Annotated in this window: 21 protein-coding genes; 9 read left to right on the top strand and 12 right to left on the bottom strand. The window is 34.2% G+C overall.

What is annotated here, in order from left to right; genetic code table 11:
- Nucleotides 1–99 precede the first annotated feature (99 nt).
- From BKH43_RS07170 to BKH43_RS07145, 6 genes are read right to left on the bottom strand one after another with little or no spacing between them, the layout of a single operon-like run.
- The gene (locus BKH43_RS07170; RefSeq protein WP_095230064.1) at nt 100–744 is read right to left on the bottom strand and encodes an MnmC family methyltransferase; all 645 of its coding nucleotides are present in this window, start codon (nt 742–744) and stop codon (nt 100–102) included.
- A gap of 6 nt (nt 745–750) precedes the next feature.
- Nucleotides 751–1,872 carry a hydrogenase formation protein HypD gene (hypD, locus tag BKH43_RS07165; RefSeq protein WP_095230062.1) on the bottom strand — a complete coding sequence of 374 codons (1,122 nt, stop codon included), beginning with the start codon at nt 1,870–1,872 and terminating at the stop codon, nt 751–753.
- Nucleotides 1,859–3,052 carry an MFS transporter gene (locus BKH43_RS07160; RefSeq protein WP_095230061.1) on the bottom strand — a complete coding sequence of 398 codons (1,194 nt, stop codon included), beginning with the start codon at nt 3,050–3,052 and terminating at the stop codon, nt 1,859–1,861. Before BKH43_RS07160 ends, hypD begins: the two co-directional genes overlap by 14 nt.
- A gap of 11 nt (nt 3,053–3,063) precedes the next feature.
- Nucleotides 3,064–5,007: a motility associated factor glycosyltransferase family protein gene (locus tag BKH43_RS07155; protein WP_095230058.1), complete on the bottom strand. Its 1,944-nt coding sequence runs from the start codon at nt 5,005–5,007 to the stop codon at nt 3,064–3,066.
- 42 nt (nt 5,008–5,049) lie between these two features.
- A complete protein-coding gene (gene rny, locus BKH43_RS07150) occupies nt 5,050–6,609 on the bottom strand; it encodes a ribonuclease Y (protein ID WP_275542201.1) in 1,560 nt (519 codons plus the stop codon).
- A 6-nt stretch (nt 6,610–6,615) separates the two neighbouring features.
- Nucleotides 6,616–7,197, bottom strand: coding sequence for a 5-formyltetrahydrofolate cyclo-ligase (locus tag BKH43_RS07145; protein WP_095230054.1), 582 nt, complete (start codon nt 7,195–7,197; stop codon nt 6,616–6,618).
- A gap of 113 nt (nt 7,198–7,310) precedes the next feature.
- Between BKH43_RS07145 and BKH43_RS07140 the strand changes: the two genes are divergently transcribed.
- The gene (locus BKH43_RS07140; RefSeq protein WP_095230052.1) at nt 7,311–7,979 is read left to right on the top strand and encodes a hypothetical protein; all 669 of its coding nucleotides are present in this window, start codon (nt 7,311–7,313) and stop codon (nt 7,977–7,979) included.
- 25 nt (nt 7,980–8,004) lie between these two features.
- Nucleotides 8,005–8,880, top strand: coding sequence for a signal recognition particle-docking protein FtsY (ftsY, locus tag BKH43_RS07135; protein WP_095230050.1), 876 nt, complete (start codon nt 8,005–8,007; stop codon nt 8,878–8,880).
- A 59-nt stretch (nt 8,881–8,939) separates the two neighbouring features.
- On the opposite strand, the gene ispG is transcribed toward ftsY, so the two are convergent.
- Entirely contained in the window at nt 8,940–10,013 is a 1,074-nt protein-coding gene (gene ispG, locus BKH43_RS07130; RefSeq protein WP_095230048.1) for a flavodoxin-dependent (E)-4-hydroxy-3-methylbut-2-enyl-diphosphate synthase, read from the bottom strand.
- Nucleotides 10,014–10,385: 372 nt separating this feature from the next.
- Here ispG and BKH43_RS07125 point away from each other — a divergent pair, with 372 nt between their 5' ends.
- The 3 genes from BKH43_RS07125 (at nt 10,386) to BKH43_RS07115 (ending at nt 14,423) form a co-directional block, all read left to right on the top strand.
- Complete coding sequence (locus BKH43_RS07125; protein ID WP_095230045.1) at nt 10,386–12,533, top strand: WD40 repeat domain-containing protein; 2,148 nt, start codon at nt 10,386–10,388, stop codon at nt 12,531–12,533.
- A 171-nt stretch (nt 12,534–12,704) separates the two neighbouring features.
- Entirely contained in the window at nt 12,705–13,637 is a 933-nt protein-coding gene (locus BKH43_RS07120; RefSeq protein WP_095230043.1) for an iron ABC transporter permease, read from the top strand.
- On the top strand, nt 13,638–14,423 hold the full coding sequence (locus BKH43_RS07115; RefSeq protein WP_095230041.1) for an ABC transporter ATP-binding protein: 786 nt from the start codon (nt 13,638–13,640) through the stop codon (nt 14,421–14,423).
- 46 nt (nt 14,424–14,469) lie between these two features.
- Here the strand turns inward: BKH43_RS07115 and BKH43_RS07110 are convergent, their stop codons facing one another.
- The 5 genes from BKH43_RS07110 to BKH43_RS07090 all read right to left on the bottom strand — a co-directional run bounded on the left by BKH43_RS07110 (nt 14,470) and on the right by BKH43_RS07090 (nt 19,207).
- Nucleotides 14,470–15,315 (bottom strand): flagellar hook-basal body protein, encoded by an 846-nt coding sequence (locus BKH43_RS07110; RefSeq protein ID WP_095230039.1) that lies wholly within the window; start codon nt 15,313–15,315, stop codon nt 14,470–14,472.
- Nucleotides 15,316–15,340: 25 nt separating this feature from the next.
- Entirely contained in the window at nt 15,341–16,129 is a 789-nt protein-coding gene (flgG, locus tag BKH43_RS07105; protein WP_095230037.1) for a flagellar basal-body rod protein FlgG, read from the bottom strand.
- Nucleotides 16,130–16,419: 290 nt separating this feature from the next.
- Nucleotides 16,420–16,923 carry a GIY-YIG nuclease family protein gene (locus BKH43_RS07100; RefSeq protein WP_095230035.1) on the bottom strand — a complete coding sequence of 168 codons (504 nt, stop codon included), beginning with the start codon at nt 16,921–16,923 and terminating at the stop codon, nt 16,420–16,422.
- Between the two features lie 17 nt (nt 16,924–16,940).
- Nucleotides 16,941–17,930: a DUF475 domain-containing protein gene (locus BKH43_RS07095; RefSeq protein WP_095230033.1), complete on the bottom strand. Its 990-nt coding sequence runs from the start codon at nt 17,928–17,930 to the stop codon at nt 16,941–16,943.
- Nucleotides 17,927–19,207 (bottom strand): adenosylmethionine--8-amino-7-oxononanoate transaminase, encoded by a 1,281-nt coding sequence (locus tag BKH43_RS07090; RefSeq protein ID WP_095230031.1) that lies wholly within the window; start codon nt 19,205–19,207, stop codon nt 17,927–17,929. The genes BKH43_RS07095 and BKH43_RS07090 overlap by 4 nt, the downstream gene beginning before the upstream one ends.
- Nucleotides 19,208–19,269: 62 nt before the next feature.
- On the opposite strand from BKH43_RS07090, the gene BKH43_RS07085 reads away from it, so the two are divergent.
- The 4 genes from BKH43_RS07085 to BKH43_RS07070 form a co-directional block, all read left to right on the top strand.
- A complete protein-coding gene (locus tag BKH43_RS07085; protein WP_095230029.1) occupies nt 19,270–19,605 on the top strand; it encodes a hypothetical protein in 336 nt (111 codons plus the stop codon).
- Nucleotides 19,602–19,946: a hypothetical protein gene (locus tag BKH43_RS07080; RefSeq protein ID WP_095230027.1), complete on the top strand. Its 345-nt coding sequence runs from the start codon at nt 19,602–19,604 to the stop codon at nt 19,944–19,946. Before BKH43_RS07085 ends, BKH43_RS07080 begins: the two co-directional genes overlap by 4 nt.
- Nucleotides 19,947–20,068: 122 nt before the next feature.
- Nucleotides 20,069–21,931: a molecular chaperone HtpG gene (htpG, locus tag BKH43_RS07075; protein ID WP_095230025.1), complete on the top strand. Its 1,863-nt coding sequence runs from the start codon at nt 20,069–20,071 to the stop codon at nt 21,929–21,931.
- A gap of 544 nt (nt 21,932–22,475) precedes the next feature.
- On the top strand, nt 22,476–23,789 hold a 1,314-nt coding region (locus BKH43_RS07070; RefSeq protein ID WP_143429053.1), incomplete at its 3' end, for a hypothetical protein.

The following is a 23,789-nucleotide window of genomic DNA, read 5'->3' as shown; positions in this document are numbered from 1 at the left end:
AACTTCCTTAAATTAATTCACATTTTTAAAACGTAGATTTTTCTAGCTACGATTATACTTTCTAGATTTTAAGAGCATATAAAATTACGCAACTTTTTATTATTTATAAAACAAACTTCCTAGCTCATACTTCTTTGCTTTAAAGCCTGCAGATTCTACATTTTGGATTACTTCCCTAGCTTTAGCATAAGTTGTAACTAGGCATCTAGGCTTAGTTTTAGCAAAAAGCAAACTAAAATACTCCTTACTCCAAAGCTCAGCGTTATGCTCTTTGCTAAAGGCATCTTGATAGATGATATCAAAAAAGCCATCTTCAAAGCTTTGTATATAATTAATCGCATCTCCTTCATAAAAATGCAAAACATTATCTTTATATCTAAAAGTAGATTCTAAGCTAAGCTTTTTTAAGGCGATATTAGGCTTTAAGGAATCTAAGTCTTTAGGGTAAGGAAAGTTATATATATCTTTTAAGCTTGATTTTTCAGGAGAGTAGATGAGCACTTTTTGAAAGTACATCATGCTTAAAAAGGCGTTAAATCCTAGTCCAAAACATATATCTAAGATCTTAACTTCTTTTAAACCCTCATTTTTTACAAACTCTAAAGCTGGCAGTACATGCTTACTCATAGTCTCAGTAAAAGCACCTAAACTCTTAGCATGATAGCTTTGCTTATACTCATCATTATAAAGGCTATAGCTGCCATCACTTCCTAAGACTAACTTAGAATCTAAACTAGATTCCATATCTTTTTAATCTCTCCCATACTTATAGTAAGCACTGCAAGCCCCTTCACTACTTACCATGCAACTTCCCATAGGAGTGCTAGGAGTGCAAGCCTTGCCAAAGACTTTGCAATCTTTTGGATAAGCCTTTCCTTTTAGTATCTCTCCACAAAGGCAAGCTTTAGATTCTTTAGCTTGTATATGGCTTAGATCCCAAATCTTTTCAGCATCAAATCTTGCATACTCTTTTTTCAACTTTAAAGCTGACTTAGGCATCTCGCCTAGTCCCCTCCACTCAAAACTAGGCCTAACTTCAAAGTACTTTTCTATCATGCTTTGTGCTTTTAAGTTCCCTTCCTTACTAGTAAGACGTGAGTATTCAATCTCTACTTCTGCCCTGCCTTCATTTTTTTGCCTTATAAGCATTAGGGTTGAGTGCAGCATATCAACTGGCTCAAAGCCGCTTACTACTATTGGAATCTTAAAGTTACTTGCTAAGTCTTCATAGATCTTAGCTCCTGTTATAACACTTACGTGAGAGGGTGCTAAGAGGGCATTAACCCTGCACTTAGGATCGCTAAGGATAAGATTTAGAGGTGGTGGAACTAAGACATGGTTTACATGAAAGTAAAGATTAGTCACATCTTGCTTTATGGCTTGTTCTAAAAGAGCAGCACTCATAGGAGTAGTGGTTTCAAAACCTATAGCAAAGTAGACTATCTTTTTGTCTTTGTTTTCACTAGCTATCTTTAGACAATCTAGTGGCGAGTAGACAAATCTTACATCTGCCCCCCTTGCCCTTGCATCACTAAGTGAGCCTTTAAGACCAGGAACTTTTATCATATCTCCTAACGTGCAAAGGATGACATCTTTTTCAAAGCTTAAAGCGTAAGCATGAGAGATGCGTGACTTTGGCATAACACATACTGGGCAACCTGGGCCGTGGATAAAGTTAAGATTTTTAGATTCTATTAAGTCTTTTAAGGCGTACTTCATTAAAGTATGGGTGTGGCCGCCGCAAACTTCCATTATAAAAAGTGAATCTTTTAAGTTTAAAGCTTCTTTTTTTATCTCTTCACTTAAAGCTTTTAAAGTCTTAGAATCTCTATAAACTCCTATATAATCAAGCCCATTTTTAAGCTCTGCCATAATAAACCTTTCTAACAAATATTAAAAGTAGTCCTAAAGCCAAAAGACTAAAAAGCGCGCTTAAACTTCCATTACTAAACACACTTATATAAGCACTGCTTAAGCCCCCTACAAAACTAGCTAGGGCTATGCCTACATTAAAAGAGCCTTCATTTAGCGAGATAGTAGAGCTTATAGAATCTGGTGTAAATCTATGAGCTAAAAATGAAGATAACATCTTTAAAGGCGCAATGCTTGCAAATCCAAAAAAGCCTAAAAGTATAATGCTTAATATACTCAAATAAGGCTTTAAAAAAAAGATATAACTTAAGGATGAAAAACTTAAAATTTGCAAGATTAAAATAATCATCAAAGCCTTAAAAGAACCAAATCTATCAGTTATCTTTCCGCCTAACAAGTTACCTAAAATCGCACTTATACCATAAATCAAAAATATATTAACTATATCTTTAGGACTAAAGTTTAAGGCCTCTAAATACACTCTTAGGTAGATATAACTTACAAACTGAGACCCACAAGTAAAAGCAGTTATTAAAAAACCTATACTTAGAATCTTAAACTTAAAGGCTAAAAAAAGACTGCTAAGCCCGTGTTTTTTAGAAGTGATGCGTGGCATAAAAACTAGTATCAAACCACTTACTATAAAACTAACAATGGCTAAAAACAAAAAAGGAAAAAGTAAATCAAACCTTGAAAGATATATCCCTAAAGGCACACCACTAACTAAAGCTAAAGTAAGACCACCTACCATTAAGCTTAAAGCAAAACTAGCTTTTTCTTTAGGAGAAACTTTTAAGGCTATAACTGTTGCTATAACAAAAAAAAGACCGTGCATAAGCCCACTAATAAAGCGAGCCACTAAGGAAAATGCAAAGTTATCAAAGATAAAAATCGCTAGATTAGAAATCCCAAAGATACTTATAGTGCTTGCAAGCTGAAACTTATAGTTAAAACGTGAAACTAACACTCCTAGTATAGGCGCACCTATAACGACACCTATTGCATATATAGTTGACATATAGCCTATATCATCATCACTTAAATGGTATCTATGGCCTAAAGGAGTTAGAATTCCTGCTACTATAAACTCAGCCACACCCATACAAAAACTAGATAAAGCTAAAAGCAGTATCACTTTTAAGTAGCCCTTATTTGCAGAGTCTAAAGAAGTAGTTTGCATACTAAAAGCTTTTAGTTTGATAAAAGAGGTTTAGACTTTGCCTTTAAAGCCCTCAAAGACTTGCTTACTACTTTTAAGACAGAATCTATACCGCCAGCTAAACTAAAAAGCCAGTACTTATGCGCGTAAAGTAATTCTAAAGTTTTAGCCTTTTGTTCTATCTCAGTAGTGATAGGCTTAACTAAGATCTTAGCTATATCTAGTTCTTGATGAAAGATATAAGACTGCAAGGCATCTCCAAAGTAGTCCATAAAACGCTCTTCATTATAAGTCTCTTTTACGCTATCTATATCTTTACTTATAGATTCCATAGCTTTAAAGACTAGTAAGTCAAGCTTATTTTGTTTGTTAAGCTTTTCTATCTTTTCTAAAAACTTAACTAGTTTTAAAAAAGTTTTTTCTACCTTTTTTTTAGTAGCCCTTCCATAAGTTATCAAGTCTTCAACTTGATTTATAGCCTCTTTTAGCCTGTATGTAGTGTAGTTTCTATCTGGATAGTGTAAAACTAGTGGCTCTTTTTGTATCTTTTTTACTAGCTTTATGGCTTCTTTAAAAGGTAGCTCCTTAGTTCCTCTTATACGCGCCCCTCCTTCAGTTGAGTTTATCACTTCTAAGTTGTAAGGAGTTTGGGCTATATCTTTTTCATAAAAGTTTAAAAAAAGCTTCCAAACTTCAGTAGTCTCTACTAAGCCCCCTCCTCCATATTTTTCTACCAAAAGGGCATTTTTTTTAGGATCTTGTCCTTTAGGCTTTATCTCATCTTCTCCATAAACTGCGCCTTTAGAGTGAGAGCTACCATCTTCTCCAAAAGCTAGGTCTTGTCCTATGATGATACAGCGTTTAAAACGTGAGTGTACTACTAACTCATAAGCCATATTAGCAGCACTCATACCTATACCCAAGTAACCATACTCATGGAATCTAAATATACTTGTATATCCAAAGGGTCTAAAACTAAACTGTTTAGTGCCACGAGTTATAGCCTTAATAGTATCTCTATGAACTATAGAAGTTAACTCAAAGATAACACCTTCTTGTGCCTTCTTAGGAGTATCTTCATAAAACTTTGCACTTTCTTTTACGCGCTCTAAGGTAAAAACTATATCAGGCTTAATGCCAGCTTTATAAAGCACAGGAAAACTCGCATCTATGCAAAAGATAGTGACAAAGGGTGCTATATCTTTTAAAGTGGCAAGTTGTTTATATAAGCTTGGTCCAGTTGAAACTATGATAGCTGTATCTCTATCTTTAAGTCTTGCATGCAGCTCTAAAAGACTAGGATTTGAAAGTACATCTTTCATGTTTAATATATGGTGTTTTAGACCTATGATAGCATCTTGAGTGTCATTACCCACGCTTATAACGCTATGTTCTATAGCTTTTATAAAGTCTTGGTTGATACGTAATATCTCATCTTTAAAACTATCATAGAATCTAAAAACACTTAAAAGATCATAGACTTTAGAATAGATCTTAGAAAACTTATCCATATCAAAAAGAGAAAGTATCATCTGATAGTTACAGTACTTAGAGTAAAGAAGTATAAGTTTGTTAGTATAGATTTGCTCACTAAAATCAACTAGATTTAAGACTATATAAATTATCTCAAGTTCTGGTTCTATAACTACTAGGCGTTTTAAGAGAGTATTACCTAGAAGCATTCTAAAAAGCACTCCATTACCCAGTCCGTAAAAATAAAGATAAGGATAGTAACTATAAGACTTTAAGTCTTCATAAAGTGCCATGTTTTCACTTAAAGAGTTACTTTCAAAAAGAGGTTTTTTAGATTCTATATCTATGATGTTAAAGTCAGCATTATCACTGCCTAGATAGACTTCAAACTTAGTATTAGTTTTTATATTTAAAAGATCTCTATGAAGTAAGGGATCGCGCACCCTTAAAGCTTCTAGGTTTTTTTCATATATACTTTTTTCTTCTTGTGCTTGATGTTGCATGTCTTTTTCTTTTTTAAGATTTTATTTTAGATTTTAAAAAAACTACTGTTTAGCATACTCTACAGCCCTAGTTTCTCTTATAACACTTACTTTTATCTCACCAGGATACTGCAAGGTTTTTTCTATCTCACTAGCTATATCTCTTGATAAAGTAGTAGCACAAAGATCATCTACTAAGTCTGCTCTTACTATAACTCTAAGCTCACGCCCTGCATGGATTGCATAAGCTTGCTTAACTCCAAACTTATTCATAGCTATCTTTTCTAAGTCTTGCATACGGCTTAAAAAGCCTTCTAAAACTTCCATGCGTGCACCTGGTCTTGCCGCACTTAAAACATCAGCTGTACAAACTGCACTACACTCTATAGACTTAGATTCTTCATTACCATGGTGGGCAAGTATGGCGTTTATAACTATAGGATGTTCTTTATAGTGAGTACAGATCTCTGCTCCTAAGTCGACGTGATTCCCCCCTCTTTCTTGGGTTAAACTTTTACCTATATCATGGAGCAAGCCAGCACGCCTTGCAAGCTTTTCATCTCCGTTTAACTCTCCTGCTATGATGCCTGCTAAGTAGGCTACTTCTATACTGTGTGCTAAAGCATTTTGTCCAAATGAAGCCCTATATTTTAACTTGCCTACTAACCTTTTAAGTTCAGGGTCCATGTAGCCTAAGCCCATATCAAGCACTACTTCTTCACCCTCTTTTAATATCTCTTCATCCATCCTAGTCTTTACTCTCTCATACACTTCTTCTATCCTTGCGGGATGGATTCTACCATCTAAGACTAGCTCTTCTAAAGTGCGAGTAGCCATAGCTCGCCTATAGGTGTTAAAGCTAGAAAGAAGTATAGTATTAGGCGTGTCATCTATGATAAAGTCAACTCCAGTTATAAGCTCTAAACTTCTTATATTTCTGCCATCTTTACCTATGATGCGCCCTTTTAGCTCATCATTTGGAATGTTTACTACATTAACTAAGCGCTCATTTACATATTCACTTGCAAAGCGCGTTGTAGCTTGAGCTATGATATAGTTTGCTTTAGCGCGCGATTCTTCCCTAGCTGCTATTTCTGCCCTTCTTATCATAAGGGCTTTTTCTCTTTCTAACTCATCTTCTAGCTCATTAAGAAGCATCTTTTTAGCTTCGTTAATATCAAGACTAGTATAGTTTTGCAAAACATCTTGAGCTTGAAGCTTAGCTTCTTCATAGTCTTTCATAACTTTTTCTTGTTCATAAGTTAGTCTAACTAGTTTTAGATACTCTTTTTCAGCATTATCCTTGTGAATTTTTGCTTCTTGTAAGTGATGGTCTATCTTATGTTCTAACTCTTTTTCTAGTCGGTCTATCTCATAAAGCTTATTTTTATACTCAGTTTCTAAGATGCTTCTTTCTTTTTGCATGCTTTTATCAAAGTTATGTCTTTCTTCTTTTAGTTTTAGATGTCTATCTCTCATTATTTGTTTGATTTCAGATTCTAAGGCTTTGATTTGGGCTTTGCTTTGTTCAAGTTGCAATACAACGTTTGAGTTAAAAAAACGCTTAGTCATATATCCTATAAATAATATTGCTAGTACTGTAATTATTACTGATGCTAAAATCTCCACTTAATTGCTCCATATATAATCTTTTGAATAAATATCATGTTTTAATCCTACATTCAACCTAGATACATTCCTTATCCTACTGACAAATATCAAATAAGGCTTAGGGTTTTGTAAACTATAAAAAATATCATACATACCTTTTCCAAATCCTATTCTTTTATAAGACTTATCAACTCCAAGTACTGGGACTACTAAAACATCCATCCTGGCGTCTTTGAAAAAAAAAGGCACCCTAGCTTTGGGCTCTTTTATATTAAAATGCCCCTTTTTTAGAGGCAGGCGTAATTTTACTACCTTAAAACTTTTGGCTTGTGTTTTTTTAGATATTAGAGGACTTATAAGACTAGGAACATAGACTTCATAATCTTTATGATTAAATCTTAGGTGTTTTATAAGCGAGTAAAGGCTTACTTCATGGGGAAGATTTAGATATAAAAGTACTTTTAACTTTCTAGGTTTTAAGCCCTTTTTAGATTCTAAAAGCTTTAAGATTTTAGTTTCAGCTAGCTTATCTCTTATATTAAAACCACTTTTTTTTAATAGGGCCTTTTTATATTCTTTTCTAACTAGCTCTTTTGTCACAACTACCCCTTATATCTTTGATCTAGAAGTCTGCCTTATAAAAACCTTAAAGCTTAACTTTTTAAGCTTATAATTAGAGCTTTAATATCCCACTTCAAGGTCTTTTTTTAAACATGAAAACAACAAAACTAAAATACTCACTCTTTCTAGCTTTTTTTTGTGCTTTTTTATTTATAGCCTGCAATAGTGATACTCACAAAAAGAAAGATGATGCATTTAGTTTTGCCCCCTTAAGTGTGCAAGATAAGAGCCAAGATAAAAGTTTAGATGCCTCTCCGACTACTTCTATCAGTATAGCTTTACACAAAACTAAATTCAACATCAAAGATTCTAGTCCTACTTCTTCAACCACTACAAAAGAAAATACTAAAGATGCACAAACTCATAAAGTCACACTTATTTACTACATGCCAAGTGAGTGTTTAAGCTGCAACGATAGCCTAACTCATCTTAATTTACTTGCTAAAAATGTCCCACTTTTAGATATTAAGATAATAGCTTCAGACAAACTTAAAGACTTCCTTAAAGAAGACTACACAGGAAAACTTCCTATCTATATAGATACTACAGATGAGGGCTTAAAACCTAACACCAAACAAGACGCTAAGCTTGCTAAAAAAGACTTCATGAACTCTTTAGAAACTAATCTAGGAGTAGATATAAAACCAGATCAAGCCTTTTATGTCTTGCTAGATAAAAACCAAGAGGCAGTAAAAAGCTATGAAGGTATAATCTTAGAAGAAAACTTAGAGCTAGATGCTAGAGCATTAATAGCCAAGTAGCCATATTAAAGGTGGACTTAATATAATGTTTAACTTCCTTAAAAAGACTAAAGAAAACCTAGCAAGTATCTTTAATGTTAAAAAAACTACCATCCCAAAAGATACCCTAGAAGAGATACTTATAGAATCTGATATACACTATGACATAGTAGAAAAGATGCTAGAAAACTTAGGGGAAAATGTAAGCAAAGAAGCCCTTGATGTTGCTTTTAGGCGCTTTTTTAGAAAAGAAAGCTACTATGACAAAGTAGGCTTTAATGAACTAAGTAACATAAAACCACTAGTTTATTTAATCTTAGGAGTAAATGGCGCTGGCAAGACTACAACCATAGCCAAACTTGCTAATATGAAGAAAAAAGAAGGCAAAAAAGTGCTTTTAGGTGCAGGAGATACCTTCCGTGCAGGCGCTATAGAACAACTTAGTCTTTGGGGAGAAAAACTTGGAATTGATGTTATATCCACTCAAAAAACTAGTGATCCAAGTGCGCTTTGTTTTGATGCTATTAATGCAGGTATAGCTAGGAAGTGTGATGTTATCTATATAGACACAGCAGGCAGGCTTCACAATCAAACTAATCTTAAAAATGAGCTTATTAAGATTAGTAAAACTTGCTCTAAAGCCTTAAAGCATGATGAGTTTCATAAGTTTTTAGTACTAGATGGCACTCAAGGAAGCTCTGCTTTAACTCAAGCTAAGATCTTTCATGAGATGTTAGATCTTGATGGAGTAGTGCTTACTAAGATGGATGGGACCTCTAAAGGAGGCTGCGTTTTTAGCATCATCCATGAGCTAAGTTTGCCTATAGTTTATATAGGCATAGGCGAGAAAGAAGATGACTTAGTGAAGTTTGATGAAGATAGCTACATTAATAGTCTTTTAGATTCCATATACCAAGGTTAAAATCTTTCATAAAGAGCTAGTTAAAAGGCTTAAGATTCCTTTTAGAACTACCTTTTTTTTTAGTCTTCTTTTAACTTTTCTTCTGCCATCTTTTCTACTTCTTCTACAAAAAGATCTACTATAACATCTTCTTTTACTTGATGAAGTACTTTTCCTTCTTTTATGATCATGCCTCGCTTATTACCAAAAGCTATAGCTATATCTGCGTGCTTTGCTTCACCTAGTGCGTTAACAGCACAGCCCATAACGCTTACTTGCAAAGGTACTTTTATATGCTCTAATTTTTTTTCTACAACTTTTATAGCACTTAATAAATCAGATTCTATCCTGCCACAAGTTGGGCAAGAAACTAAGGTTATACCTTCTTTTTGACGCCCGCTATATCTTAGGATGGAGCGTGCTAGCTTTATCTCTTCTTCTAACTCGCCAGTTATGCTACACCTTATAGTATCACCTATGCCTGCACGGAGGAGATTCCCCAAAGCCATGGAGCTTTTTATCATGGAGTGATAAAGTGTGCCCGCCTCAGTCACACCTAGATGAAATGGATACTCTACTAGTGGACGAAGGCCTGTATAAGCCTCTATAGTCCTTTCAACATCACTTGCCTTAAGAGAGATCTTAATATTAGTAAAGCCAAAGTCTTCAAGCAACTTTATATTATAAAGCGCACTAGCTATCATGCCTTCACTACTAGCCCCATACTTATTATCAAACTCTTTTTCTAATGAGCCACAATTTACGCCTATCCTTATAGGGATATTACGCGCATTACAAGCATCTGCTACTTCTTTGATCCTATCTTTGCTGCCTATGTTTCCTGGGTTTATACGTATGCAGTCAACTACTTCAGCAGCTATTAATGCTAAAGAGTGTTTAAAATGTATATCAGCGATTAATGGCAAAGTAGTTAAAGATTTAAGTGTTTTTAAAGCTAGGGCATCTTCTTTAGTAAGCACAGCTAAACGCACCATATCAGCCCCAGCAAGTTGCAGTCTATCAAGCTGGGCCTTAGTAGCTTCTATGTTGTGAGTTTTAGTGAAAGTCATACTTTGGATAGATATCTTAGCATCTCCCCCAACAGGCACACTTCCTACAAAGATCTGTTTAGTTTTATAGCGAGGGGCTAACATGCTTTTTCCTTAATATGGTGTTTGGGTGATTGTGGATTTTATCACAAGATCATTTTACTAACTTGCTTTAAGTTAGAATCTACATCTAGAATAAAAGAGATTCTAAAAGATAAAGCAAATATAAACTAAAAGATAAAATTTTATACCTACTAATAGAATCTAAAAAATAAGACACAATAAAAACTAAAGCTATAAGTTAGCTTATAGTTTAATAAACAAAAAGCTAAAGCATAAAAAACTACCTAAACTCCATGTATGCGTTACAAAAGACGTGTTTTGGCATAACAAAATTAACTTTTGTAGTAGAATTAAGAGCAAAAAGTTGCATTTTATTAATAAAGTCTTAAGCAGACTTAAATCTAAAGGGCTTTAATGATTTACTTCAGTGCAAAGTTAAAACTCCACTCACCAGTCATATCTATAGGATGTGCTAGTGATGGCATTTTATTTGTAGATAGTGATTATAGAATCTATAAAACAAATAGCTCACTAAAAGAATTCCTCTACAATAAAGCCCTTTTTAAAAATACAGATTCTCACCATGAGTACTCTAAGGCAGTAGATTGTTTTAATAACTTTATCTCCATGCCAAAAAGTCACAACCGTATAGATACTATATATAAACTAACTGATAAGATAGAAATCCTAGCTAGGCTAACTTGGCATAAGTCTTATGTGAGCGTTTCTCGTTTTAGCCCAGATAACCGCTTTGTTGCTACTGGTGGAGAGGATGGAAGAGTATATGTTTATAATAAAAGAGATTATAGAATCTATGCCATCATGCCTCCTCGTCCTGACTACATATCAAGTATAGTTTTTTCTAGTCGTTCAAAATACATAGCCTATCATTCTCACGAACCAAAAAGCATCATTTATAGACTTGATACTAATGAAGTCTTAGCTGAGTTTTCAACTGATGATAAGGTAGAAGATTCCCTCTTTTTTGATAATGACACTAAGCTAGTTTTTGTATGTAAAAATGGAAGCGTTGGTATTTACAATCTCCAAACTAGCGAGCTAGATATACAAGCAAGTTATAAGTGCTGGCTTACTTCAGTGACACTTAGTATGGATTCAAACTATGCTTATATAGGCGCTAAATCTAGCCTCTTTTATGTACATGACTTAAATACTAATAAGCCTTTTTTAAACTTCTCGCTTGAGACTAATGCAACTTCGATAGTAAGGGCTATTGATGATAAGGTGCTATTTGGCTGTCCTGATGGAAGCGTTTTGATACTAGATCCAAACAAGCATATAGAAGAGTTCATAAAGGTATGTAAAAGTGGGAATCTAAAAAAGGCCTATGACTTTGCTGATGCAAACAACCCCTTGCTAAAAACGCTAAGAGTTTACAAAAATCTAAAAGAATCCTTATGGGATGAAGCTATAGATAAAGCTACTAATCTAATAAGTAGAGGCAACTTAAAAGACGCTATAAATCTAATGCAGCCCTTTATAGAAGATAACATACTAGATGCTAAGTTTAAAGAGATACTAGAAAGTCAAGCCTTAATAAGAGAGGCTCTTAAAAAACTAGCACAAAAAGATTACACAAAAGTCTATGCCATAGTTAATAGCACTGAAAATATGCGCGAGCTTGGATTTTTTAAAGACTTGGAGCGATTTTACAAAAGAGAGTATGACCTAGCAAGTATCACTTTAGAAAGAGATCCTTGGCTAAACTTGCAAAAAGCAAAGCAGATCTTAGAGCCTTTTGCTAACATCCCTGAAAAGGCTACTGAGATAAACAGACTTTTAAATAACGCTAGCAACTTCACAGTAGCAAACAACCTAGCAAGAGAGCAAAAGTTTAAAGAGCTTTTTCAACTAGCTGATACTTATGAGTTTTTAAAAGATGGCAAGGCTTATAAGTTAGCTTTTATGGCTTGTAATAAGCTTTATGATAAAGCCCTCCATGATGTCTATAATGCAGACTTAAAAGCAACTGGCTACTTAACTATACTTAAATATCTAAGTACACTAAGTCCTTTTACCAACATGGCTAATGACTTATTAAAGATAGCTGGTTTAAGACTAGATATTATAAAAATGATAGCAAAGAACGACTATAAGAGCTGCTATAAGTTGATGGAAGAACACCCTGAAGTATATACTACAAAAGAAGCAGCAGAGTTAGAAAAAAAAGTTGATGCCTTACTAGCAGGATGTAAAGAGATAGCTTATCAAGGAAAAACACTTATAGTCTATAACAAGGTATCCATGCTTTTTGATATCAAAAAGCTTGCCCCTAGGATAGCAAGTATCATGAAGATAGCCTATCTTTATGAGATAGAAAATGCTAAAGCTGCTGAATATAACAAGATAGACTGGATAGCAACTTTTACTAACTATATAAAAATCTTTGGCCGGGATAATGAGCTAATCTGCCTTTGCAATGATGAAGCTTTAAAATCAGTCATAAACTTTATACATGAAAAGAAAACTCAAAAAGTAGAGTATGTAAAAGAGATGGTAGTCTACTTAGAAGAAGATGGTAGGAATGATAGAACTTACTAAAAACCTCTTTTAAAATCTCCCTCTTAAAACCTTATCTTCTTATAAATCTTTAAAAATGATACTCAAAAATACTATATTATCTAACAAAATAGAAGTTTTTTTGCTAAAGTTAAAAAGTAAAAATATTAAAAAACTTAACCATAAAAAACTTAAAGCAGGCACTTAATAGTTATGAAACTTATCATCTTAGTTATTATCTTAGTCATCTGTGTTATAGGCACACTTTTTATAGGGCTAAGTATAGACTTTAAGGCAGCTATCTTTGATCCTAGCTCAAAAGATGCTTTGATACTTTGGCAGATAAGACTTCCTAGAATCTTACTTGCTTTAATCATAGGGGCCATACTAGCTAGTAGTGGGGCTTGTATGCAGCAAGTTTTTAAAAATGCTCTTATAGAGCCCTATCTTTTTGGCATCTCTTCAGGGGCAGCACTAGGTGCAAGTATAAGCATAGGTTTCTTGCCTCATATCCCAGTTGGAATCTTAGCCTTCATAGGGGCTTTAGGCGCTTCAGCCCTAGTCATGTTTTTAAATAAAAATAATACTAATACGCTTTTTTTAGTACTACTAGGCGTTATAGTAAGTGCTTTTTTAACAGCCATTAGCGCACTTATACAGTACTTTGTCTCAGCCCAAAAAGCACAAAGCATAACAGTTTGGCTACTTGGTAATATAAGTCTAGCTTCCTATCAAGACGTGTTTTTAAGTTTAATAGGTCTTATAGCCTTAATCCCACTTTATCTTTTACGTTTTAAACTAGATTTATTAGGTCTTAGTAAGGCTGAGTATCTAAGTCTTGGGATAAATGCAAAAGCTCTAACTACTATAACTTTAACTTGTATAAGTCTAGCTTGTGCTATGGCAGTAAGTGTAGCTGGGACTATAGGTTGGGTTGGGCTCATAGTGCCTCATATCGCAAGGCTTCTTTTTGGAGCAAGCCTAACTAAAAACTTTACTGCAAGTTTAGTACTAGGTGCTATATTCTTACTTCTTAGTGATACTATAGCTAGAAGTGTGCTTCCTCAAGGGCTTCCTGTTGGCATAGTAGCAAGCCTAGTTGGCGCACCTATGTTTATCATCTTACTAAGACTTAGGACTAAGTAGATGCTAGAGTTTAAAAACTTTAGTTTTTCTTATACTAAAAGTAAGAAAAAATCTAAAAACTACCTTTTAAAAGATCTTAGTTTTTCTATCATCCCAAACTCACTAACTGCCCTCCTCGCGCCAAATGGCACTGGGAAAACTACACTTTTTAATGTACTTTTAGGGGTTTATGATAACTATGAAGGAGAGATCTATTTAGATTCCAAGAATCTTAAAGAGTACTCACTAAGGCAAAAAGCACAAGTGCTTGGCTATATACCACAGCACTTTGAAAGTCCTTTTGATTTTAGTTTGCTTGAGATAGTCTTAATGGGCGCTAGCCCCTATCTTAAAGGCTTTAAGCAGCCAGATGGTAGTATAAAAGATAAAGCTTGTACTATCTTAGAAGAGTTAGGCCTAGGTGAAAAGATAGATTCTAAGTTTAACTCTTTAAGTGGAGGACAAAGGCAGCTTGGGCTTTTAGCAAGACTAAAACTGCAAGATGCTAATCTTTTTTTACTAGATGAGCCTAGTGCTCACTTAGATATAGCTAATGAAATCCTTTTTTTTAAAAACGTCAAAAAACTTTTGAAGTCTAAAAAAACAGCCCTTATAAATATACATAATCCTAGCTCAGTACTAGCCTTTTGTGACTATGTCTGCATGATAAAAGATAAAAAGATCCTAGCTTATGGGAGTATCAAAGATGTGATGAATACTAAAAATCTAAGTTTGCTTTATGGAGTAGACCTAGAAGCCTTTAGTCACAACAACAAGATATTTTTAGATGTGTATAAAGGAATCTAGTTTTTTGAAGTCTTATAAAAAGCAAGGTTTAAAAAGCTTTTAGATTCTAAGCCCTTACTGCTAGCTTATTAATAGCATCGCCATTTAAATCATCCATCTGAGTTTTCATAACCTTAGAGTACATATCTACAAGACGGTTAGTTTCTATCATATTAGTCATTTCTATAACTGCGTTTACATTAGATTTTTCTAAAAAGCCTTGCTCTACTGAATTACTATTAGCCATAAGTGTAGGCTTAGCTTCACCAACACCGTTTTTATCTTTGTCTTCTATCCAAAGATTTTCGCCTTGTTTTTTTAGATATTTAGTGTTATCAAAAGTTACTATTGCAAGACTTCCTCCACCTATTTGCTCTCCTAATCCTGCATTAGTTATGTCTTTAAAACTTAACTCACCATTTTTATCAGAAGTAACTTGCATACTTGGAGGTAAAAGTATGCCACCGCCATTATCATAGCCTGCACTTGAAAGCACTTTATAGCCTTGCTTAGTTACTAAAAAGCCTTGATTATCTATGCTAAAGCTACCATCTCTAGTATAGGCTATGCCTTGTGGAGTTTGCACAGCGAAAAATGCATTAGGCTTATTTAGTGCAAAATCAAGTGGATTTGAAGTTTGCTGTATATTACCTACACTTTGATCAGTATACTCTTCTGCAACAATAGGCACGCGGTTAAGTGTTCTGTTTATAAACTTTGCACTAGCTCTTGTATTGTTTTCTAGTGGTAAAGTATCTTGATGTTCTTGCATAAGTCTTAGATAATCACCTATGACTATATCATCCCTCTTAAAGCCATTAGTGTTAAGGTTAGCAAGGTTGTTAGATATAACATCAAGTCTGTTAAACTGAGTAACCATACCACCAGTTGCGTCATAATATCCACTTTGCATATTTACTTCCTTTTAGATTCTATAACTATCGTTTTAGACCATTTACAGTTTGAAGCATGGCATCAGCAGTTTGTATACTTTTTGAGTTAGCCTCATAAGCCCTCTGCCCAGTTATCAAATCTGTCATCTCAGAAACAAGCTTTACATTACTAAGCTCTAAAAAGCCTTGTCTTATCTGCCCTACTCCATCAGTACCGCCAACTCCAACTATAGGATCACCACTTGCAGTTGTGTTCATATAAAGATTATCTCCTAGACCATGAAGGCCTGCTGGGTTTACAAAAGTAGCTAGTTGAATCTGCCCTAAGTTAGTGCTTTGTCCACTATTACCAGCAACTACGCTTACTGTCCCATCTGTTCCTATATTAACACTTTTTGCATCAGCTGGCACTGTGATTTGTGGCTCTAGCAAGTAGCCTTCACTTGTGACTATATTACCGGCATTATCAAGCTTAAAGTTACCACTTCTTGTATAAGCAAGGGTTCCATCTGGAAGTTGAACTTGGAAAAAGCCATTACCAGTTATGGCAAGGTCTAGGTTGTTATCAGTCTCTTTAGGTGAGCCTTGAGAAAAGATTCTATTAATAGCACCTGGTCTTACACCAACACCTACTTCTATACCTGTTGGACTAAGTGTAGTCTCACTAGTAGATGTCCCAGCATACTGCATCACTTGATAAAAAAGATCATTAAACTCAGCCCTTTGCTTTTTAAAACCAGTTGTATTAACGTTTGCTATGTTGTTTGAAGTTGTATCTATCTGAAGCTGTTGGGCTAGCATACCTGTGCTTGCTGTGTAAAGTGAACGCATCATGATGTCATATCCTTACTTTTTTGCATTTAATTACTTAATGTTTAAAGCAAAAAGCATACCTATTTAGGTGGATGATAATATAAGGAAGCTATAGAGTTTATAAGAGTTTTTATATTAACTTAGTATCAAAGACAATATATAAGCTATAAGCCCTCTTTTTCCTTTCTGAGTTCATCTAATACTTTCCCTTTATAAGTAAAGTGCCTTGCTCCAGCATAAGCCCTAGAAGTATTTTGCTTTTCTTTTGGCATAAAGATACTTACAAAAGGAGAGAGTTTATAAAGCCTACCTTAATACTCTATCTTGTCATCTGTAGCAACTTTTACTTCAGTATTAGTAGGACTAAAAACTATGCTTTCTCCTATCTTAATATCAACCATGCTAAACCTAAAAGGCTTTCTTTGTCCTTTTCTTTCTTGTGCTACCTCTTCATCTAAGTTATTAGCACTTTTTGCATAAAGATAGTTTTCATATATCTCTGCATCATCTATGATCTTAGCAATGTCTTTTAATATATCTAGTGCTACTTGTGGAGATACGTTAAAAAACTCTCTATTTTGACGTATCCTTAAGTCGCTTAACCTATCTATATTTTGATGGACTAGCTTTTCTACTTCGTTATACTTGGAAGTTTTTAGGGTTGCGTAAACTTCAAAAGGAAGTGGCACTGCTGTGTTATCTAACTCTTTTGAGCGTACATTAACTTCACGTACGCTTTTACCTATCTTTACCCAGTCTTCTTTAAAGCTAGGATTAGTTAGTATGTATACATAGCCAACTTTATCTTTTTCCATATCTTCACCTTTATTACTTACAAACTCTCAACTTGTGGGTGTTTTTTGTTATACATAAGAGAGCCTATGAAACTAACTAGTATAAAAGCTATGCCTATAAGGCCAGTTATTAACTCACTTACTTCGTGGGTTAGCTTTATAAACATGATGATACTTAGAGCTAAGATAGCATAGTGTGCGCCATGTTCAAGGTAGATAAAAGACTGCAAAGTCTTTTTTTCAACTAGATATATAGTTATGCTTCTTACAAACATAGCGCCTATACCTAAGCCTATCATGATGATAAAGATATTTTCACTTAAAGCAAAAGCCCCTATAACGCCATCAAAACTAAAAGAAGCATCTAGGACTTCAAGGTATAAAAAGCCCATGATGCCACTTCTTACTCCTTGCTTACTTAAAGACCCCATGCACGAAGAGATGACTACATAAAGCAAGATAGAAGAAAAGTAGCTTATAGCTATTAAGTGAGACTGACTTAGGGCTATGATTATCACACCTACTAGGAGGGCTATTATAAGAGTGATATTTTCTAGGTTTTTAAGCCATCTTGTGACTATGTTATCTTCTAAAAATTTTAGCCAGCTAACTTCTCTTTCCTTGCTAAAAAAGAACTCTAAAAACACCATCAGTAAAAAGCCCCCACCAAAAGTATAGATTCCTTCTTTATTAGCCTCTAAATTTTCTTTATATAAGTGGGGATCAAATATCGCTAAGTGTACTGTCTCATAAAGTCCCATCTTAGCAACAATTGCTACTATAACTATAGGAAAGACTAATCGCATACCAAAAACAGCTATGGGAATCCCATAGATTATGAAACGTTTTCTCCACTTTGCGTCCATAGTGTCTAAGATCTTAGCGTTAACTACGGCGTTATCAAAGCTTAGTGAGATTTCTAAGATACTAAGTAAAACTGAGATGTAAAGGGCTTCATAAGAGCCTATAAAGTAAGCTATAACTAGCCCTATGATTGCTATAACAAAAGATGAGTAAAAGTACTTCAAATGCCTTCCTTTTCTAATTTAAACATTATATCTTTTAAAGTAGTTATAGCGTTTTTTGCTTCTTCTTGCGTGATGATGTAAGGTGGCATAAGATACATGCAGCCTCCTAGTGGTCTAAATAAAAAGCCTTTTTTGAGGGCTTCTTTATAGATACTTTTAGTGTCTAAAGAGGTATCAAGGGCAAAAACCATGCCTTTAAATCTTAGGTTACTTACACTTTTTAAGTCTTTTAACTCCTCCCAAAGTCTTGCTATCTTAGTAGATAGAATCTTGTTTTTCTCTATCACATTTTCACGCTCAAAAATATCTAAAGTTGCATTAGCACAAGCACAAGCTAAAGCACTACCAGTGTAGCTATGAGAGTGTAAAAAAGCCTTACTCATATCACCTAAAAAGCTTTCATAAACGCCTTCATTAGTTAGTACAACTGACAAAGGCAAAAAGCCTCCAGTTATGCCCTTTGAAAGACATAAAAAATCTGGCATAAACTCTACTTCTTCTAAAGCAAACATCTCCCCACTTCTCCCAAAACCCACTGCTATCTCATCAAAGATAACATCTACGCCAAATGCTCTCACTTTTTCACAAACCTTTTTTATAAAGCTAGCATTTATAATCTTCATGCCACCAGCACATTGGATTAAGGGCTCTAAGATAAAGGCTGCTAGGTTAGTGCTTTCTTTTTCTAAGATAGATTCTAAAGCTTTAAGGCACTCTTCTTCGCTTCTAGTTTTTGAAGGAGTGTTTAAAACTATGGAATCTAAAAGTAAAGGCTCATAAACTTTAGAGTAAAGCCCAACATCACACACACTTAAAGCTCCTAAAGTCTCGCCATGATAGCTATCACTTAGCTTTAAAAACTTAGTTTTTTTAAGCCCTTTTTGACTAGCTTTTTGAAAGCTTAGTTTTAAGGCTACTTCTATAGCACTTGAGCCATTATCAGCATAAAAGCACTTAGTCATGATAGGCCCTAAATCTTTAGGTAGCAAGTCTAAAAGCCTTTTGCTTAAAGTTAGAATCTGAGGATGGTTAAAACCAGCTAGTAAGACATGATCTAGCGTTTTTGCCTGTGTGCTTAAAGCCTCTGCTATATAGTCATTGCAATGCCCAAAGATATTAGTCCACCAGCTAGATATGCAGTCCATATAAGCCTTAGAATCTTTATCATAAAGATACATGCCTTTAGCCCTTATAATCTCAAGCATAGGCAAGATCTTATCTATATACATCTGTTCTTGTGAACAAGGATGCCAGATATCAGCATAAATATTAGCCATTAAAAAAAGTCCTTTTATGAATGTATAATTTGTTTTAAGTCTTTAGATAAAGGAAATATTACATGAAAACTAAAGTGCTTGCATTTACATTGTTTCTACTAGCTTTACTAGCAGGCTGTGCTTCCACTAACAAAGTCTATGATCTAGGAAAGATAACTAGCCTAACACCAAGCAAAGATACTAATGTAAAGCAAACTAAGACTTTAAGCGAAGTTTGCTACAAGGAAGTTTTTTTTATAAAAAGTAAGGCTAACAAACCCCTAACTCTTACTTCACTTTTAGAATCTAGTCCTAAAAAAAGCTTTCAAGATGTCTCTATCTGGCACTATAATCTTAACTTTGGTCATATCTATACTAGAACTTGCTTAGAGCTAAAAGGCAAAGGAGGCGCTAAATGAAATCCATAATACTTTCAATAGCAACTGCCTTTATTCTAGTAGCCTGCAGTCAGCCTTTAGGAAGCTTTTCTAATATATCTATAGAATCTAAAACCCCAGAATCTAAAATCTTAGAATCTAAAACCTCACAAGCAGATTCTAAAACCCTAAGTTTTAAGTATCAATGCACTTTAGGCAGTCCAGGCTCCCTTTATAAGTGCCAAATTAACGCGCTTAAAGCAACTTATGACACACTAAAAGATAAAGGCTTAACTCCAGCTAACTATAAAAGCACTTTTAACCCAAAAACTAATGTATTAACTGTGCAAGTAGATGTTAGTAAAACACAAAATGATGAGTAGTAGCTAAGATTTTATTAGCCTTTTAAACTTAAGTAAGTTTAGTCTTAGTAACTAAAGTTAATAAATATTTATCAAAGTTATGCTATCATTGCTAAAATTTTTAATAAGAAAGGATGATTAGCATGGCAAAACAAGTCTTTAAAACCGAGATAAAACAGCTTTTAAACCTTATGATCCACTCACTTTACTCTCACAAAGAAATCTTCTTACGAGAGCTTATAAGCAACTCAAGTGATGCACTAGACAAACTAAACTATCTAACTTTAAGTAATGACGCTTATAAAAACCTAGATTTTAGACCTCGCATAGACATAAGCTTTGATGAGGCAAAAAACACCCTAACTATAAAAGATAACGGTATAGGCATGGATGAGGCTGAGTTAAACGAAAACCTAAGTACTATAGCTAAGTCTGGAACTAAAAGCTTTTTAGAAAACCTAAGTGGTGATAAGCAAAAAGATTCTAATCTTATAGGGCAGTTTGGCGTTGGCTTTTACTCCTGCTTTATGGTGGCTAACAAAGTCGTAGTAACTACTAAAAAAGCTCTAAGTGAAAAAGGCTTTACTTGGATAAGTGATGGCAGTGGTGAATATGAAGTTTTAGAATCTAAAGTAGATGACTATGGCACTAGTATAACTTTGTATCTAAATGATGACAGTAAAGAGTTTAGCTCTAAGTGGGGCTTACAAAATATCATTAAAAAGTATTCAAATCACATCTCTTTTCCTATATTTTTACACTACAGCGAAGAAGAAGTTGTGCCTCCTAAAGAAGGCGAAGAAGAAAAACCTGAAGATAAACAAGAAAAAAAGATAGTTCAAAAGAGCGAGCAAGTAAACACTGCTAAAGCTATATGGACTAAAAATAAATCTGAAGTTACAGATGAAGCGTATGCAGAGTTTTTTAAAACCTTAGGCTTTTTTGGAAGCGAAGAGCTAGCACACACTCACTCAAAAGTTGAAGGTAACTTAGAGTATAAAAGTCTTTTTTACTTGCCTAGTAAGGCCCCTGCAGACTTACGTTACGCCAACTATAAGTCTCATATCAAGCTCTATGTAAAAAGAGTTTTCATAACTGATAATGACAAAGATTTGCTTCCTAGCTACTTGCGTTTTGTAGGTGGGGTTATAGATAGTGATGATTTGCCATTAAACGTAAGCCGTGAAATTTTGCAGCAAAATAAGATTCTAGCTAACATAAAAGCGGCATCTACTAAGAAAATATTAAGCATGATAGAAAGTCTTGAAGGTGAAAAAAAGGCCACTTTTGATAAAGAATTAGGCGTAGTGTTTAAAGAGGGCTTATTAGAAGACTATGAAAACAAAGAAAGAATCTTAGATATTTTAAGTATTAATTCAACTAAGAGTGAAAAGCCTATAAGTTTTAAAGAGTATAAAGAAGGCATGATAGCTTCACAAACAAGTATCTTTTATATGATAGGAACTAACTTAGATTCTATGAAACATAACCCTATCTTAGAAAAGTTCAAAGATGTGAATGTACTTTTATTTAATGATGAGGTTGATAAGTATGTAGTACCACAAATTGGCACTTATAAAGATGTGAAGTTGCTTGATATCTTTAGTGAAGAGGCCTTAAAAGAAGTTGCTGGTAATGAAGTCAGTGAAGAAGAAAGCAAGACTTATGAGCCAAGCTTAAAAGTCTTTAAAGATATGGATGCTTTTTCTCAAGTTAGGCTAACTAAAAATCTAAGTCAGCCTCTAGCTTTAAGTCAAGATTCACAAGCTGCTGCTATGGCACAACTTTTCATGCAGATGGGGCAAACTCCACCACCTGCTAAAAAAGTACTAGATGTAAATATAGATAGCCCATTAATCCAAAAACTAAATAGCCTGCAAGATGAAGCTAAAAAATCTAAACTTGCAAACTTGCTAGTGGCTAACGCTCAAATCATGGATGGGGAAGCATTAAAAAATGCTAAAAGTTATATAGAAAGTATAAACGAACTACTTTTAAAAGACTAGATTTCTAGGAATCTTTCAAAGCTTTAAGGGCTTTAAAGCCCTTAAGCCCTACTTTCTCCTTAACTTAAATTTATATTCTTAAGCTTAATCCCTTTATAACCCTTCAATGCTTTTATATTACTAAGACTTTTTATGCTTTTAACACTTACTATATATAGCCTTTAAAGTGCTATCTAGATACTAACCAAAAGCCCATCTTTTACCCCATAGCCTTTTTTTATAGTTAAGTTTTATTTGATTAAATAGACAAATAAGCTTTTTTACTTACTATCTATTCTCATAATGTATATAATAGTAACATTAAGTAGAGCCCCAATATTAGGGATAGTTTAAATAAAATATTACTTTTTTACCCATTTTGTATCACAAAGTTATATATATATATATATATATATATATATATATATATATATATATAGGATAGCATATAGTCTTATACCAAAGTTTTAACCCATTATTGCCGCTAGCTTGTATATATTTTGCATGTCTAGATAGATTCTAACTTTAGTATTTCATAGCTATTACAAAAGGAAGAAAAATACAAATGAGAAAATCCATAAGCCTAAAGGTAGGAAGCATAGTTGCCATAGTGGTCATTATTGTTATAGCTATACTTGCTGCCATCGTTATAACAAATGCAAAAGATGCTTTGAAAAAGCAAGTTTACTCAACTCTTCGCTACACAGCTATAAGCGTTGGCCGCACAGCAGAAAGCAACCTTTCTCAAGTAGGAGTAAGCACCAAACTAGTTACTAATAAGATAGAGCTTATCTTAGGTGATAATAAAGCTGAGCTAAGTGCTGCTACCTTAAAGCGTGAGATATCAACCATGCTTAAAGCCACAAGACTAGGCATTGCTTCTACTTTATATATCAAAAATGCCAAGGTTGATGACCCAAGATACCAACTAGGTAATGACGTCGTAATAACTGGCTTACAACGTGGTAATGAGATAACCTTTTCAAGTCTAGAGGAATCTAAAGAGGTCTTAAACTCATCTCATGCCATGAAACAAGCCTTTGATACCAACAAACCCATCTTTGGTGCCCCTACAAACACAACCATACTAGGAACTAACTACTACTCACTACAGATGGCCTTTCCTCTAGATGTTAATGGAAAAGTAGTAGGTGTACTATCTCAAAGGATAGATCTTAACTACTTTGATAACATTATCAATGATACTAGTAATGATCAGTGGCCAGAAGTAGGTCGCTTTTTAGTACATCCTGATGGTTTGGTTATAGTTGGCTATAGGGCCCAACATCCAAATGGCAAGCCTTTTATAAGTCTTTCAAATGATAAAGCCCATCAAGAAAATGCAGCTAAAGTACTAAGTGGTCAAGACTTTGTAACTGAAAACTATCTTCATAGTAGAGGTGCTTATGCTCTTATAGCAAACCACTCTTTTGAACTACCTAACTTTGGGATAAAGCTAGGATCTTACGTATCAGTGCCAGCGCCTATCGCCCTAAAACCAGTAACTATCCTAATATGGACTATAGTAATTACTGCCATCATAGCAATAATCATCATAGTAGTTTTCTTTTACTTCTATATAGATAAAGCCTTCATAAAAAGAGTAAGAAATATACAAGCTACTCTAATAGATACCTTTGCAGTTATAAACCATGAAAAAGCTATAAACATACCTAAACTAGATACTAGATCTAAAGATGAACTAGGAGTTATATCTAATGTTATTAATATAGCTATGGATAAAACTAAAACCTCTTTATCCAAAGACAGTGAAGCTGTAAGTGAAGCATTAAATGTAGCTAAGACTATAGAAGAAGGTAACTTAAGTGTGAGAATACTTAAGTTACCTTCTAATCCTCAATTAATTGAACTAAGAGAT

The sequence above is a fragment of the Helicobacter sp. 13S00401-1 genome, assembly GCF_002272925.1.
In the GTDB taxonomy this organism is placed as follows: Bacteria; Campylobacterota; Campylobacteria; order Campylobacterales; family Helicobacteraceae; genus Helicobacter_I.
Note: the sequence above shows the minus strand (reverse complement) of the source record. Positions and strands in the feature narration are given on the sequence as shown.